Genomic DNA, 16,086 nt, shown 5'->3' with positions numbered 1-16,086 from the left:
ACCTCGGGTGACGGCTTCTCTCTTTCTCTTTCCCTTCCCCTGCACCTGCAATAAAAAAGCGCGGCTGCCGGTTGGCAGTCGCGCTTTGCTTACTCTCTCGGCGTTATCCCACCCTTGGCAAGGTGGAATTCAACCCCGGGCTGCCGAGCCAGCCCGGAGGCGCTATCGCTTTGCTTATGGGGTAGGCGCGGTGAAGCTGACGCTCAGAGTGGGTTTGTCCTTGCTCATGGCGGTGAAGACGAACTGGTAACTGCCCGCCTTGTCCAGCGCCAACCCGACGTTACCGGTTGAACCACCGGCGCACAGGGTCAGCGGCGTGCCTACCACCAGCTTGTCACCGGCGTTGCAGGTGCCGTAGTTGACCGGCCCCCAGCTGGCGTCCGCAATCTTGACCTCGGTGTTCCCCAGCTGATCCGCCGCCACCTGGGCGGTGAACTCGTACATGAAGTTGCCAGTGAAGAGCATCTGATTGACCTCGCCCCATTCGCCGAGCAGCCCCTTCAGATAGACGGCCGTGTTGCCAAACGGCGGCACAGTGCTGAGATCCGTCTTCTTGCCCACCGGCAGACCCGCGCCCTGGGCGCCACTCTGGGGCTTGACGAACACGGCGGCAGACCAGGCCCCCAGGGTCAGCTGGTCCCCATCCACGGCGGCGCCACTGGCGATGCTGTCACTCCCGCGATGGGCCGAGCTCAATACCATGCCGGAGAGATCGATGGGCTGATCCTTGCCGTCACGGAAATCGCCGATGCGCTGGGGCCCATTGGTGGCGTTGATCATCACCACCAGGCCGTCGATGGCCGTATCCAGATCCGCGCCTGCCCCCACACCGTCATCCACGCTCATCACGATGAGACCCGGAGTCTGATCCGGCCCGGTATTGCGAAAATCGACCCGCTTGATCACCTCAGACCCGCTGCCCAGACGCAGCAGACGGGAGGATTGACGCAACTCGGCCAGTTCCTGGTAGAAGCTCACCATCTGCGCCATCTCGGCCGGCCCCGGCTGGGCGTGCTTGCCGAGCACCAGATCGATCAGCGGGTAGTTGTCGCCATCCTTGTCCTTGCGCGGCATCCCTTGGTCGAAATTATTGTCACTCAAGCCGTAATCGACCCGGTTGTACCAGTCGCCGGAGTCATAGCTGTCCCGCTCCATGGACTTGGAGCGCAACAGCTCGCTGCCCGCATGGGTGAAGGGAATGCCCTGCCCCAGCATGGCGGTTGCGAGCGACACCCCCTGCATCCGCACCAGGTCGGCCCCCACCGGCGCCTTGTAGACGTTGATGTCAAACAGGGTCTGGTTGTCGTGCTTGGAGACATAGTTCTGCACTTCGACCGGATCCTGGGCATAACCGGCGGCCTGGCCGTTGTAGTCGATGTCGGCGCCCTTCTTCGGAATGCCGTCCTTGTCGGTCAGCACGAACTCCTTGAGGTTGCCGGCCATGCCGAGGCGCACCAGATCGGACTGGTGCAGGGCGGTGGCGAGATCGACGCCATCCAGCTCGTTGGCATCCACCAGGGCGCCGTTGCCAAAGCCCTGGGTCTTGCGAATGGCTTCGTCGCCATCGAACGGACTGCCGCCGCGCACCGCGTCCCGCAGCCGATCGGAGAAGGAGCCGATGCCGGTGCCGGCCAGGTGTTTCTGGGTCGCCTGCACGAAGCGCTTGTCATCCTGCACCTCGCCGAAGTTCCAACCCTCGCCGTAGAAATAGACCTCGGGGTTGACCTGTTTCACCGCGGCCAGGGCCTGCACCATCTGATCTTTCGGGTGGTGACCCATGAGATCGAAGCGGAACGCATCTATCTTGTAGTCCCGCGCCCAGGTCACCAGGGAGTCATCCATCAGCTTGGCGAACATGGCGTGTTCGGGCGCCGTGTTGGAGCAGCAGGTGGAGTTCTCGACCGAGCCCGTCTCGGGATTGAGGCGCTGGTAGTACCAGGGCACTATCTTGTCGAGCACCGACTTGGAACCCAGACCCGCCTCGTTGGTGTGGTTGTAGACCACGTCCATCACCAGGTTCATGCCGATGTCCTGCTTGATGGCCTTGACCATCTCGCGCAGCTCCAGGATGCGCTGGCTGCCCTCGGCATCGGTAGCGTAGGAGCCTTCCGGCGCCGTGTAGTGGTAGGGGTCATAACCCCAGTTGAAGGAGTCCACCCCGCGCAGATAGCCATACAGCTCCTGCACCACAGGGTTATCCTTGCTGTCGCTGGCTTGCAGATCCGCCAGCACCGCCGCAATGGTCTCACCGCCGCCGCAGTGGCTGGCAAACTTGGAGTTCTTGACCTCGGCATTGACCTCGCACAGCTTGCTGAAGTCGTCGTCGATGTTGGCCACCTTGGCCGGATCCTCGTTGACGGTGGCGATATCGAAGATGGGCAGCAGGTGCAGGTGGCTGACGCCGCTCTTGGCCAGGGATTTGAGGTGGGTGACGGGTACGCTGTCGCTGTCGGTCAGCCCGAGGAACTTGCCCCTGTGCTCGGGGGGCGTGGATTCGTCATTGCCGGTGAGGTCTCGCACATGGGCCTCATAGATGACGATGTCGGCGGGGTTCTGCTGGCTGTGGGGCGCCTTGAGGCCGTCCCAGCCCTCGGGTTTGAGGGCCGGATCGTCGAGATCCACCACCTGGCTGAACTCCGAGTTCATCGCCAGGCTCAGGGAGTAAGGGTCGGTCACCTGGTAGGATTCCAGCTTGCGGCTGAGCGGATGATAGACCTCGATGGCATAGCGATAGTACTTGCCGACGAGATCGCTGCCCCCCAGCAGGCTCCAGCTGCCACTGGCGCCGTCCAGCACCATGGCGCGCTCGCCGAGAGGCTTGTGCTGCTCGTCGAACAGCGCCAGCTTGACCGACTTGGCGGTCGGCGCCCAGAGCCGGAAGGTGACGTTGCCCCCCTCCATGATGGCGCCGTAGTCGAGCTGGGTGGCGGCATCGGCGTAGAGGGCATCGAGGGCACCGGCGCTCTGCACCAGGGTGGCCCCCTGCAGGATGCCGTCGGCATCGGTGCCGATGGCCACCAGTTCCCCCTTGAGCAGGGGCTTGAGATCTTTCCCGGCCGGCAGGGCGAAGGCGGCGGCATCCTTGAGATGGGGGTACTTGGCCTGCTGCTCCGCCGTCAGGCTGGTCGGGGTCAGCTTGAGGTAGGGGAAGTCGAATACCCCTTCGCCATTGGCGCTGATGGTGCCGGACTCTGTGTAGTAGAGGCGCACATGGGGCTTGTCCTTGCCCCCTTGCCAGATCAGGGTGTTGTCGTCGATGAGGTGGGCGCTGGCCCCCGCCACACCGAAGGCGGCGGTGAAGGCTTCGGCCCGGCTGCCGAAGATCTCGTTCTTGCCCGCGACGATGGCCACGGTGCGATCCGGGTGCTCGCTGAAGATGACCTTCATGTCGGCGCCGGTCAGATTGGCCAGATCACCGTTGCGCGCGATGAAGTTGATGCAGCCCTCCATCTTGGAAAGCGGCACCACCCAGGCCGGGCCGAAACTGTCAGCCTCCGCCGGGGTCTTGCTGCCGTCATCCCAACCGGTATTGAGGCCGCTGTCGGCGGTCGCGTTGCAGGCATCGTTGTTCCACAGATGCAGGCTGTGGTTGGCGAAGGGGCCGGTGGCCCCGCGCGCCGCCGCCGTCTGGGTATCCACCAGGGCGACGACAGCTTCATTCGGGCCAGCCACCAGCAACTCCTTGGGCGGATCCACCTGCGGCAGACGCGCCACAGGGTCGGCGCTGCTGTCGTTGTCGTCAGATCCGCTGCCGTTGCAGCCGGACAATAGGGCGAGCAGTGAGGCCGTTACCAGCGCCACCTTGGTCATCTTCATATCCATATTTTTATTATTCCCGCTGTGTGAGTCCCGAGGGTCGAGACGTTCAGGCCCGGTCGGTGCCGAGCCGGTCCATATTAATCAGCGACTCAAGGGCTAAATGTGAGCGGTTGTGCATAAAAACCATACACTTTCAACAAGATAACGTTTTCATAACAGAAATTGGATCGGGCTCACAGACTCACCAGCCGAACCGGTTCATACCGGTCAAGGACCCGGTTATCGGGTGGGTGCAGGGACGGATCGGGAACAGCGCGGGGAGAAACGGATGAAATCCATCGACGAACAGGCCAGGCGGCTGGATCGGGAGTATCTGGCCATCGGCCAGCTGTTTGACCAATTCTGCCAGCAGGGCGGGGCGCTCGCCGAGCAGTATCACTTCTTCAGCTGGCCAGACTATGAGGAGACGCCCCCCATGAGCCGCGCCTTCACCCTGTTGGGGGAGCCGCGGGAGCTGAGGCTGCGTTGCCAGCCGGGGGAGCGGGGCGCCCTGCAGGGTCTCATCCAGGTGATGGGAGAAGGGGAGATACGGCACGCCAGCCTGGGCTTTCGCGCCGATGGCCATCTGCTGCTGGAGTCTGGCCGCTTGCTGGACAACCCGCCCGAGCTGCTGCTCAAGTTGTTGCTGGGGGCCATCTGGCAGCAGCAACCGCACGAGGAAGAGGGCAAGCATTCCTGAGGCGAGCGACGAGCCGGGTCGCCCTCCTCATGGCATGGCGTGCGGGTCACGCATTCATGGCCGGGCAATTTCGATGGTGACGTGCACCAGCTCCTCGTGGATGGCGAGCCGCTCGCGGATCTGCTGGGCAGGCACCGGGGCCGCCATCAGCAGGGAGAGCACGCAGGCATACTGCACCTGACCCACCCGCCAGACATGCAGGTCGCGGATCTCGGTATCCGGCAGCTCGGCTATCAGCTCGCGGATCTCCGCCACCAGGGGAGCGTCCATCTCCGCATCCAGCAGCACCCGCCCGGTGTCGCGCAGCAGGCCCCAGGCCCACACCGCCACCAGCACGGCCCCCACTATGCCCATCAGGGGATCCAGCCAGTCGGCCCCCCACAACATGCCCCCCACCAGCGCCAGGATGGCCAGCACCGAGGTGGCCGCATCCGCCAGCACGTGCAGATAGGCAGCGCGCAGATTGAGATCCTGATGGCCGTGATGGTGATCCTGGTCGTGACCATGATCATCTTGGTGGTCGTGATGATGACCGTGGTGATGATTGTGGTGATGATCATGACCATGGTGATGACCGTGGTCGTCCCTGAGCAGCCAGGCGCAGGCCAGGTTCACCGAGAGGCCGACCAGGGCGATGCCGATCGCCTGCTGATAGTGGATGGGGCTGGGATCCAGCAACCTGGCCACCGATTCGAACAGCATGAGTCCGGCCACCCCCACCAGCAGCAGGGCGCTGGTGAAGCCCCCCAGCACCTCTATCTTCCAGGTGCCGAAGCTGAATCTGTGGTCGCGGGCAAAATGACGGGCAGCGCGATAGGCCAGTACCGACAGACCCAGCGCCAGGGCGTGGGAGCTCATGTGCCAGCCATCCGCCAGCAGCGCCATGGAGTTGTAGAACCAGCCGCCGCTTATCTCCGCCACCATCATGATGACGGTGAGCAGCACGGCCCAGCGGGTCTTGCGTTCCGCCAGGGGATTCCCCTGGTGCACTATGGCTTGATGACAGTGAGACGAGGCGAGGGATGACATGGATTTCTCCTGAGGACGACGATGCGATATACTATACCCCAGTATAGTTTTATTGCGCGAGAGGATCCTGCATGTCACACACCATTCACGACAAGAAGAAGCTGCTGGCCCGGGTCAGGCGCATCAAGGGACAGACAGGCGCCCTGGAGAGCGCCCTGGAACAGGAGACCGACTGCGCCGCCATCCTGCAACAGATCGCCGCCATTCGCGGCGCCGTCAACGGCCTGATGTTGGAGGTGCTGGAGGGGCACATGCGCGAACACCTTGGCGCCGAGGAGGCCACCCATGCCGAGCGGCTGGAAGATCTGGATCAGGTGGTGCGGGTGCTGCGCTCCTATCTGAAATGAGTGCGCCCGGGCAAGCCGGGCGCAGCGGTCAATCGAAGTCCGCGTAAGGGGTCAGCGGCTGTGGCGGCAGGTCGAGATCCCCCTGCCACGGCTTGAAGGTATAACGCAGATAGAGCAGGAAGTGGCTCGGCGCGTAGTCATCCGCCTGCTGGATGTCGACCCGCCCGCCGACCCGCCAGTGCTCGGTCAGCCGATGCTCCACCAGGGCGTTGAGGGTATAGCCGAAGCCGGTGCTGCTGCTCCCCTCCTCCAGCGCATCCCGATCCGGCAGTGTCTCGGGGATCAACCCCTGCAACGGATAGCGCAACCCGTCATCGGTTTTGGAGGCCGACCAGGAGACAGAGCCCCCCAGCTCCCACGACCAGTCCGGGGTTCGCTGCCGGTAGTTGACCGGCACCGCCAGCGAGAAGTAGCGCTGCGGGCTGTAGTAGCCCCCCTGCCCCAGGGTGTAGGCGCTCAGATCGTGCTCGAAGCGCCACAACATGCTGCTCAGGCCGACGCTGACCCGGCGATGTTCCTCATTGACCACCTTGTAGTAGGTGCCCCCCATCAGGCGGGTACGCCAGTTGTCCTCGACATTCTTGCCGGTCAGCAGATGCTGTTGCAGGCTGCCCCAGTAGCCGACGGCCCCCCCCAGATCGTGACTGGCATCGACGCGCACACCATTGGCCCTGACCCCGCCCCAACGGATGCCGGTGCCGGGATCGACGGTGCCGGCATAGGAGAGCAGCGAACTGCTGACCGGCCGGCGCGAGGCCGTAAAGGTAAAACCAAAATCGTGCCAATCGCTCTTGACGCTGGCACCGCCGACCCAGTCAACCACCTCAAAGCCAAGCGGGGTGGTACCGAGATCGAAGGCGACGCGTTCGTTGGCCCAGCCGGCCGCCAGCGTGACGCCGTCGCTCCTCTGTTGCCGTTCGCCGTAGCAATCACGCTGGTCGCAGGTGCCAAACTTCTCCCGATAGGGGGCATCCGGCAGCGTCCCGGCATCCAGGTGCACCCACTCCAGACGACCGAAGGCGCGGCCCGCCACCAGCGGGGTATCGAGCTGCAGCATCTGGGTCAGGGCGCGCAGATCCGAGACCCCGCCCGTGCCCTTGTCGCCCCAGTAATCGCTGTCGAGCGACACCGTGGTCTGACTCTGGCGGTAGTGTTTGTCGAGATCGCTGCGCAGCCCGGCGCCGAGCCACCCCTCCCCGTCACGGGCGCGGCCGAACCGGGTCAGGGAGCCATCGTCGATATCCTCGCCCGGCGCCAGCCCAGCGGCGGTCAGCGCCTTGCGATCCAGCGCCAGCGCCCCCTCGTTGTCCCCTTGCGCGAAGCGCTGACGGGCGGCGTCGCGCCAGAACAGGGCCGACGCCTCGGAAGCCGGTTGGCGCGCCACCTCGGTCGAGAGGGCGTCGAAGATGGCGCTCGCCGTCTGCTCATCCCCCAGCTCATGGTAGAGGTTGGCAACCTGCCGATAGAAGTTGGCTTGGCCAGCCGGCAGCGGCGAAGCCGGCCAGGCCGGCAGATAGGCGCGCGCACCCGCCCGATCCCCCTTGGCCAGCAGCAGCTCGGCCATGCCGAGGCGGGTCTGCGGATCATCCGGATCCTTGACCAGCAGGGTGCGGTAATGCTGCTCGGCCACCTGCCAGTCACCCCGCTCCTGGGCCCACTCGGCCAACATCCGCAGTGCCTGCTCATCTGGCAGCAGCTCGGCAAGCAGCCTCTCGGCCGCCGCCTCGTCCCCTGCGGCGCGCAACCGCCGCGCCTCGTTGAAGCTGACACCACGGGCCAGCCTGGCATCGAGTTCGCGCATGTCGTCGCTCCAGCCACTGGCAGGCTCACCGGCCAGCAGGGTACGAGCCTCGCTGTCCTTGTCCTGCCCGGCCAGATAGAGCGCGGTGGCGTAACGCAGTGTGGTGTCGCGCGAAGTGGCGACGAGGCGATCGCGCAGCAGCTTCTCGCCCTGCTCGGGATGGCCGGTCGCCGCCAGCAGGTTGGCGGTGCGATAGGCCAGCCAGACATCCTGCGGCGCCATGGCCAGCGCCTGCTGGCGCTTGGCCAGGGCGGCGTCCAAATCCCCCTGCTGCTCCAGCAGGTCGGCCTCCTGTTGCAGCAGTTCGGCCTTCAAGTCGTGGCCGAGTGAAGCCAGGTTGCGACTGCGAGTCTGCTCGATGAAGGCCAGCGCCTTGGCCAGATCCTCTTCCCGGTAGAGATCAAACAGTCGACGCAAGGCCCGCTCATTGCCGGGGGCGAGGGCGAGCACCTTGCGATAGGTGCGCTCGGCCTCTGTCTTGTTGCCGCGGGCGAGCTGGGCATCCCCCACCCCGAGCCACCCTTCCGGCTCACGGCCATCGAGGCGCACCGCCTGCTGATAGAGGCTCTGGGCGCGGGCAAGATCCCCCTTCTGCTGGGCCTTGTCCGCCTGCTCGAGCAGCAGCCAGTAGCGGTTGGTATCGAGCAGCCCCTGCCACTTCTGACGATCACTGACATCGGGCTGGCGCAGCACCTTTTCGAACTGGGCGATGGCCAGTGCGCGCTGGTTGTTGCGGGAGTAGGCCTGACCGAGGGCCCCCATCAGCTCGATATCGTCCGGGTTCTGGGCGGCCGCACGCCGCAGCTCGGACAGCGAGGCGCTGCCGCTCTCGCGCCGCGCCAGCGCCTGCTGGCGGGCGCGGAAGGCCGGCGACGCCCACTGGCGTTGATGATCGGCCAACAGGGTCTGGGCCTCATCGACCTCATCTCCGCTACCGAACGTAACTATGTACTGCTCGAGGGCCTGGATGCTCTGCGGCCCGACCGGCATCGACTTGATGGCCGCCAGCCAGATGTCAGAGGCCTCACTCCGGCTGCCCGGGCTCTGCGCCATCTTGCCCAGGATGGTAAACGCCTCCTGGCTGCGCCCATCATTGAGCAGGTGGCGTGCCAGACCGGCACGCACCCCGGATTGACCGGGGTACTGCCGTTCCAGCGCCTGCAGCGCCATCATCCCCCTGGCATGCTGGGCGGGGATCCTGGCTTGCAGCAGGGCATATTCGACCGCCACCTCGAGATTGGGTGGCTGACCATCGGCAAAGAGCCCCCGATAGAGGGTCAGCGCTTCCTCCAGACGGCCGGCACTGACAAACAGACGAGCCTGCTGCAACTGCTGGCGCTTGGCAGGCTCATTGAGCGCCAGATTGGCCATCCCCTGCCGATAGAGCAGCGAGTCTGGCGCCACCTGGCCGAGCTGGGCCAGCAGCCGCTTGGCCTCCTCCACCTTGCCCTGGCGCAGGGCCAGCCTGGCCTGGGCGGCCAGCAGCTCGGGGTGGGCCTCGTCGATGAGGGAGAGGGAATAGAGGGAGTTGCTGACCAGATCCTCACGACCGGTCGCCTCGCCAATGCGGATCTGCTCCAGCAGCCAGCTCACCGGCTCCACCGCGCCATGGGCGGGAAGGCCGGTCAGCAATACGCCAAGCAGCAGGCTGGCGGTCAGTGTGCGTCTTGGCATGTTGCGTTCCAATTCGGCACCAGGGTACCGTCGGCGGCGAAACGATAGCGTCCTTGATCCCAGCCAGACCCGAACAGGGTCAGCACACTGCCATAGTAGGCATCGGCATCCATGCCTTGCTGGCTCACCTGCTCACGCAGCGTCTCCAGCCCCGGTTGCCCCTGCATCAGGGGGAGCAGGGCGGCGGCGAAACCGGCGCCACCCCAGCTGCTGACCTGGCCCGTCTGGGTATCGACCTTCTCAGGCACCTTGCCCTCGGCCAGCAGGGTACGCATAGGCGCGTAATGTTGCAGCAGCGCCGCCTTGGCCGGATCCTCATCGCTCAGCATGCCGAGCCACAGATAGACCCGGATGGCGTCATAGCCCCCCACTGTCCCCTTCCCTTCGCTGACCTGCCAGCCGGCGGTGTCGCTCCAGTCGATCCAGTCGGGGGCAAACCCCTGCGGCGCACTCTCCATCAGGAAGCGGGGCAGCAGGGCCCGCATCTCCTTCCAGGGGCCGAACATGGGCTCGAAGCGGGCCAGCAACTGGGGCGGCAGATAGCTGGGGTTCAGCGTCCAGCGCCCCTCGCCGGCGAAGCCGCGCGGACCCGGCAGGGCGATGGGCCCCAGCCCGGGCAGCCTGGCCACCTCTTCACGGGCGACCCGACGCAGCAGCAGGGTGCCGATGGATTCGTAGCTGTGATTGTCCCACAGGCGGCCGGCCTCGAGCAGGCTGTAGGCAATCCACATGTCTGAATCGGAGGCGCTGTTGTCATCCTGCACGCCCCAGCTGCCATCGGAACGCTCACCCCACTGCCAGGCCGGCAGGAAACCGGTCAGATCGCCGCGTGAGAGCTGGATCTCGGTCCACTGCAGCAGCCGATCGAAGGTCTCTTTGTCGTGATTGACCAGGGCGAAGAAGAGGCCGTAACTCTGCCCCTCCGAGGTGGTGATCCGTTTGCCGCCCGCCGGGTCGATGACCCGGCCATCCTCGCTGATGTAGTCCTGTTTGAAGCGCTGCCACTCGGGCCAATCGCAGCCGGCCATGGCCGGCAGCATGGAGAGGGCCCACAGCAGCAGGCCACCAGATACGGTTTTCATCGCGTTCATTATTGCTCTTCCTTCAGGCGACGGCGGCTGATGCCGGCCAGCAGAACCCGCAGACCCCAACCCAGCAACAACATGCTGGCCAAGGCCACCATGGCCAGGTAGACGGGATGATTGGCGAAACGGTGCCACAGCTTCTCCCACCAGGGCAGGTTGCCGACCTCATAACGCTCGCCCACATCCAGGCTGGTCACGCCGGACTCACGGACGATGGCGACCGAACCCGCCACTCGTTCGCGCAGGGCCGGGGTCTGCATCGCCTCGTTGAGCAGGTCGGCACCGCTGCCGCTGTCGGCCAGCAGGGCCACCAGACTGCGCTGCTCATGGCTCGGTGACTGCAAGCCGAGGATGGCCGCGATGGCGGTGTTGCCGCGCATCCCCACCCGGGCCTCGGCTCTGCGATCCTCCAGGGTGCGCAGGAACTCGTTGCCAAGGGGCTGCATCGGCTGGTTGACCCAGCTGCGGGTCATCTCGAGCAGGGCGTCGGGCTCGGCATCACCACGAAACTCGGCGGGCAGCGAGCCGATCAACAGGGTATCGAGATCCGCGTCCCGCACCTTGGTCCAGTCGTCGGCCAGCCGCAGCGCCAGGGTCGGGTAGCCGGTCTCGGCACCGATGGCACCGGCCGTATCGAGCAGGGTGGTGATCTGCGCCGGCAGCGGCCTGGCCGGCATCACCACCTGGGTCTCGGAGAGATCGGCCATCCGGCTGAACGGGAAGCCGGCGCCGGCGAAGGCGCGCAGGTTGGGCATCTCGAGGAAGTGCCGATAGCCGGTGACATCGATGGTGGAGTTGTCATCGATGCGCACCTGCTGGCCCGTGGGCATGGTCATGTTGCAGCTGCCGTCTGAACTGCCCCCCATGTACTGCCGGGCGTACTCGAAGGCGAAGCCGAGGCGGTTGGGCTGCCCCGTCTTGAGACCCGGCATGCGCAGCACCCGCTCGTCACCATCCCCGAACAGCCACAGCGGCAGGCTGATCAGCTGCTCACCCTGGATATCATCGGGCGGCAACGAGTAGGACTTCATGAACTGGTCGTTGATCGAGACGTCCAGCCGCGAACCATCGCGGCTGGTCGGTGAGGTGTAGTGATACTTCAGATCCAGCCGCAGCCCCTGGGAGCCGATGATGTAGAGATCCGGCGGCAGACGCAGGGTCAGGCTGAGGGGCCACAGGTTGCGGCCGGTCGCCTGCAGCTGGTTCGGGTAGTCAATGAGTTCGCCGAGGCGCACCGGCCGGTCGAGACGCACCCAGTTCGGCGCGTCATAGGGCTGACGCGGCGCCAGCGGCTTCAACTCTTCGACCCGCACGCTCTGGCCGCGCAGCAGCACATTGCCCTGGGCCAGGGCCCGGCTCGCCATCAGCAGATCCTCGTCATTGCGTCCCAGCACCAGCAGCAGCTTGATATAGGGGTTGTCCGGGGCGCTGATCATGTCGATGGTCGGCCCCTTCACCTCGGGGTAATCCGCCAGGAAGTCGGGGCGCGCCGCGTTGGTGGCGAACACCACGCCGTTGCGCTCCGGCACCTGATTGAAGGCGACCGGAAAGTGCTGCCCGCGCCACTGGGCCTGCACCCCGAACCAGGAGGCCAGCACGGCCGCGGCCTGCTGCCCGGTCAGGGAAGGCTGGCCGGCAAACACCATGGGCAGCTCCAGCTTGCCGTGATCCTGGCTATCGAGGAAGGGCATGGGGAAGAAGGAGAGCTCGTTGCGCACCGGCAGCGTCTGTAGTTGCAACGTCAACTTGCTATCGCGGTTGACGTTGAGCCAGAGCGTCTCGCTGGCCGGGTTCTCGCACACCTTCTGGTAGTGGCCGATGAAGTTGAACTTGAGGCGGTTGAAGTCCTTGGCGTAGCGAGGATCCAGCGCGAAGCTGGCCTGACTGAGCTGCCCCATCTGCTCCTGGTTGAAGGCGGTCACCCCCATCAGCTCGTCATTGAAATAGACCTTGAGCTGGGAGATGAGCGGCAGCAGGGAGGGGGACGGCGTGTAGTCGACGGCCAGGTCGGCGCGGGTGACCACCTCGTCACGGCGCACGGTGAAATCGGCCAGGCCATCCGGCACCACGCCGCTCAGGGAGAGGGTGCCCGGGGTGGCGGCCAGCTGCTCCAGGGTCAGCGCCTGGGTGCGGATCGGTGCGGGAAAGGGCGGCAGCGGTCCTACATCAGGCGCGGCCAGTTGCGGCTCGGCCGCGACCGCACACTGGGTCATCAGCAGGATAGGGACTAGATAGCGTTGTGGTTTCATCATCCTTTCACTGTCTGTGAGGTCGGAGCCTGATACCGGAAATCCGGTGAGACGCGACGTGGAACAAACGAGAACAGCCAGCGACCCAGCCTCTCGCAAACGAAGCAAATGCCGCCAAACGGCGAATCGCGCAGCAGGCGCCAGTAGGCGCTCCAGCCGAGCAGAGTAATATCGAGCAGGCTGTGGAGCGGGCGATCCTGGCCGAGCCGCTGCTGCCACAGGGACCAGGTATCGGCGCGGGCGAAGGTGCACTGGATGAAGGCGATGTGCTGCGCCTTGTCCATGGGGTCGAGCTCCAGCCCCAGCTTGTCCCCAAAGGCGCGCTGTACCCTGGCCGGGAAGGCCGCCTCGCGCTGGCCATGGTGCAGCAGCAGCCAGACTTGCTCCTTGCCCTGCAGCGGCAGCCGGGTGGCGAGCTCGATGCCCACACCGCCGTTGGAGTAGTCCTTCAGGGTGCAGGGATAGATATGGCCGTCGGCGAGCATGATGGCGGCCGGCAAGCTCATCTCGACCCTGGGGTTGGTGCGCACCTGACGCGACTCGAAGGCCACCGCCAGCGCCCCCCCCAGAATGGTCAGGTTGTAGAGGGTCCAGAGCATGCTGAGCAGCACGGTGGGCACCTCGTCCACCAGTCCGGTGTTGATGCGCCAGATACCGAAACCCAGGCCGAGCAGATTGAGCAGGATCAGCACCAGATAGGGGCGGGAGACCCCCAGGTCCAAATAAACTTCCTCGGTCAGGCCCCCCTTGGCGGTCACGTTGAAGGTGCCCTTATGGGGTGCGAACAGGGCCACCGTGGTCGGCCGGGCGATATACCAGGCCAGCACCGTCTCGTAGACCTCACCCCAGAAGGAGTGGCGCACCTTGCCCTGCAAGCGGGAGTTGGTGATGGCGCTGTGGAAGATGTGGGGCAGCATATAGAGCGCGATGGCCGCCGCCGGGGCATAGATGATGTAGGCGTGCAGGATCAGGAAGGCGAGCGGCGCGGTCAGGAAGATGAGGCGCGGGATCCCCGACAGGAAATGCAGCATGGCGTTGAAGTAGCACAGCCGCTGGCCCAGGTTCATCCCCTTGCCGAACAAGGGGTTGTCGAGGCGCAAGATCTGCACCATGCCGCGCGCCCAGCGGATACGCTGGCCTATGTGGGCGGAGAGGCTCTCGGTCGCCAGCCCCGCCGCCTGGGGAATGCGAATGTAGGCCGAGGTATAGCCGAGCCGGTGCAGCCGCAAGGAGGTGTGGGCATCCTCGGTCACCGTCTCCACCGCAATCCCGCCGATCTCGTCGAGGGCCGAGCGCTTGATGACGGCGCAGGAGCCGCAGAAGAAGGTGGCATCCCACATGTCGTTGCCATCTTGCACCAGGCCGTAGAAGAGCGCCCCTTCGTTGGGCATCTTGCGAAAACGCTTCAGGTTGCGCTCGAACGGATCGGCCGAGAAGAAGTGGTGCGGGGTCTGAACCACCCCGAGCTTCGGATCCTTGAAGAACCAGCCCACCGTCATCTGCAAGAAGGATCGGGTCGGCAGGTGGTCGCAGTCGAAGATGGCCACCAGATCGCCGCTGGCCTGACGCAGGGCGTTGTTGATGTTGCCCGCCTTGGCGTGCTCATGGGTGGTGCGGGCCACGTAGCGGATCCCGGCCTCCTCGGCAAACTGGCGAAACGCCTCGCGACCGCCATCGTCCAGCAGCCAGATGGTGAGCTTCTCCCTGGGCCAGTCCAGCGCCAGCGCCGCATAGACGGTGCCCTTGACGATGGCGAGGTCCTCGTTGTAGGTGGGGATCATCAGATCCACGCTCGGCCAGGTGGCGGGATCGTCCGGCAGCCGGGCGGGGGAGCGGTGCAATGGCCACGCGGTCTGCCAGTAACCCAGGATCAGCACCACCCAGGCGTAGGTTTCGGCAAACAGCAGCAACATGCCGCAAAACAGGCTCATGGGGTCGAGCCAGTCCAGGGTGGAGGTGTAGCGCCACCAGATGTAGCGGCAGGAGACGGTGAGGGAGAGCACCATCATCATCAGCATGGGATAACGACCCGGCACGGCGCGCAGCACCCAGGCCATGGCGGCCAGCAGCAGCACGAATACCAGCTGCTGCTCGAGATCGAAGGGTTGGGTGATGCAGAGCAGGGAGAAAAGGCCGGCCACCACGCAGAGCAGCACGCTCTGCCAGCGAGCACTGCGAGGCGCCTTCCGTTCGACCTCGACCCCCACCTCCTCGGGCTTGCGCAACTGCTCGGAGAGCGCCCTGGTGCCCCAGCGCCAGGCTCGACGCCAGGAGGCGGGCCACTGGAAGGGTCTGGGCTCGGGACGGCAGATCAGCAGCCAGACAACCTGCAGCAGTCCCCGCAGCGGATCGCCGAAACGGGGGCGATCCATGTGGGGGAACAGCTCGCGACCATGGGCCAGCACCAGTTGCCAGTTGGATCGCTCCAGCGGCAACAGCAGCCAGGCCAGCAACCAGGCCAGGGTCAATCCTGTGGCGCCAAGGCGCGAGGCCCCACGCCGACGCAGCCAGCGGTAGCGTAGCCGCAGCCAGTGTCCGGCGGGGGGCGTCAACCAGCGAAAGGCATTCATGCGGGCTCCAGACACCAGCGGGCCAGCGCCACCAGTTCACTGGCGATCAGGCTCTCTGGCTGGTATTGACCGACCGGCTGCTTGGCGGCCAGGGACTCCGCCATGGCCTCATCCCGGTGCAGCCGGATGCTGAGCAGGGGCGCGCCCCCATCCTGCCAGAGCTCCAGCAGGTCCTGCTGCAGGGCCCGACCGCTGGCAAACTGGGTGACCAGCAGCTGCTCCTGCCGCGCGAATGTGTGCCGATAGAGACGTACATGACAATTGGCATCGGCATGGATCACCGTCAGCTGGCGATCGAGGTGAGGCACCTGCAACGACCGGGGCAGATCCAGCAGCAACAGATCATAACCCTCCACCAGCTCCAGCCAGTTGAAGGCCCCCTCTCCGCCACCATGCAGCAGCAGATCCAGGCCATGCTGGCAGTGATGCAGTCCCTGGCGCCACTCCTGATCGGGGCGGCGCAAGGTGCTCCAGCCGCCGGGGGTGTCGTACGATAGGCCGAAGTGCAGCCCCAGCTGCCCCTGCGGGCAGAGATCCACCACCAGCACCCGGGCCCCCTGTTGCCAGGCGGCATAGGCCAGACCCGCCACGATGGAACTGGTTCCCACGCCATCGCGCAGCCCCTGCAAGCCAATTCTCATCATGATGCCACCCCCTTGACCGACAGCTCCGCCAACAGCGGGAAGCGACGACACAGGGCCACCAGATGCTCTTGGCGGGCGATGTCATGGTAGGGCAGCGTCACGCCGAAGGTCTTCTGCAGCAGCTCGATATCGGTTGCCGCGAAGTCTTCGACCCTGACGTCCAATGACGCGCCTGGGGTTTGCGGTTGC

General features: G+C 65.4%; 10 protein-coding genes. 2 read left to right on the top strand and 8 right to left on the bottom strand.

Translation table 11 applies throughout. The features are described 5' to 3' along the window. Nucleotides 1-174 precede the first annotated feature (174 nt). Complete coding sequence (pulA, locus tag ACW5W4_RS07480) at nt 175-3,822, bottom strand: pullulanase-type alpha-1,6-glucosidase (protein WP_456688954.1); 3,648 nt, start codon at nt 3,820-3,822, stop codon at nt 175-177. Between the two features lie 265 nt (nt 3,823-4,087). Here pulA and ACW5W4_RS07475 point away from each other — a divergent pair, with 265 nt between their 5' ends. After that, nucleotides 4,088-4,498, top strand: a complete 411-nt coding sequence (locus ACW5W4_RS07475; protein ID WP_456688953.1) for a hypothetical protein — start codon at nt 4,088-4,090, stop codon at nt 4,496-4,498. A 54-nt stretch (nt 4,499-4,552) separates the two neighbouring features. On the opposite strand, the gene dmeF is transcribed toward ACW5W4_RS07475, so the two are convergent. Next, nucleotides 4,553-5,527, bottom strand: a complete 975-nt coding sequence (gene dmeF, locus ACW5W4_RS07470; RefSeq protein WP_427261927.1) for a CDF family Co(II)/Ni(II) efflux transporter DmeF — start codon at nt 5,525-5,527, stop codon at nt 4,553-4,555. 71 nt (nt 5,528-5,598) lie between these two features. Between dmeF and ACW5W4_RS07465 the strand changes: the two genes are divergently transcribed. Continuing rightward, the gene (locus tag ACW5W4_RS07465) at nt 5,599-5,874 is read left to right on the top strand and encodes a metal/formaldehyde-sensitive transcriptional repressor (protein ID WP_456688952.1); all 276 of its coding nucleotides are present in this window, start codon (nt 5,599-5,601) and stop codon (nt 5,872-5,874) included. A gap of 28 nt (nt 5,875-5,902) precedes the next feature. Here the strand turns inward: ACW5W4_RS07465 and bcsC are convergent, their stop codons facing one another. From bcsC to bcsR, 6 genes are read right to left on the bottom strand one after another with little or no spacing between them, the layout of a single operon-like run. After that, nucleotides 5,903-9,349, bottom strand: coding sequence for a cellulose synthase complex outer membrane protein BcsC (gene bcsC, locus ACW5W4_RS07460; protein ID WP_456688951.1), 3,447 nt, complete (start codon nt 9,347-9,349; stop codon nt 5,903-5,905). Next, nucleotides 9,331-10,440 (bottom strand): cellulose synthase complex periplasmic endoglucanase BcsZ, encoded by a 1,110-nt coding sequence (gene bcsZ, locus ACW5W4_RS07455; RefSeq protein WP_456688950.1) that lies wholly within the window; start codon nt 10,438-10,440, stop codon nt 9,331-9,333. Before bcsZ ends, bcsC begins: the two co-directional genes overlap by 19 nt. Beyond that, complete coding sequence (gene bcsB / locus ACW5W4_RS07450; protein ID WP_456688949.1) at nt 10,440-12,686, bottom strand: cellulose biosynthesis cyclic di-GMP-binding regulatory protein BcsB; 2,247 nt, start codon at nt 12,684-12,686, stop codon at nt 10,440-10,442. The genes bcsZ and bcsB overlap by 1 nt, the downstream gene beginning before the upstream one ends. Continuing rightward, nucleotides 12,683-15,253, bottom strand: a complete 2,571-nt coding sequence (gene bcsA / locus ACW5W4_RS07445; protein ID WP_456688948.1) for a UDP-forming cellulose synthase catalytic subunit — start codon at nt 15,251-15,253, stop codon at nt 12,683-12,685. The genes bcsB and bcsA overlap by 4 nt, the downstream gene beginning before the upstream one ends. Further along, a complete protein-coding gene (locus ACW5W4_RS07440; protein ID WP_427261933.1) occupies nt 15,250-15,897 on the bottom strand; it encodes a cellulose synthase operon protein YhjQ/BcsQ in 648 nt (215 codons plus the stop codon). Before ACW5W4_RS07440 ends, bcsA begins: the two co-directional genes overlap by 4 nt. Then, nucleotides 15,894-16,061: a cellulose biosynthesis protein BcsR gene (gene bcsR / locus ACW5W4_RS07435; protein WP_456688947.1), complete on the bottom strand. Its 168-nt coding sequence runs from the start codon at nt 16,059-16,061 to the stop codon at nt 15,894-15,896. The genes ACW5W4_RS07440 and bcsR overlap by 4 nt, the downstream gene beginning before the upstream one ends. Between the last annotated feature and the right edge of the window lie 25 nt (nt 16,062-16,086).

Source organism: Aeromonas crassostreae (genome assembly GCF_054052445.1).
The sequence above is the reverse complement of the archived record's forward strand: the minus strand, read 5'-3'. Positions and strand labels throughout refer to the sequence as shown.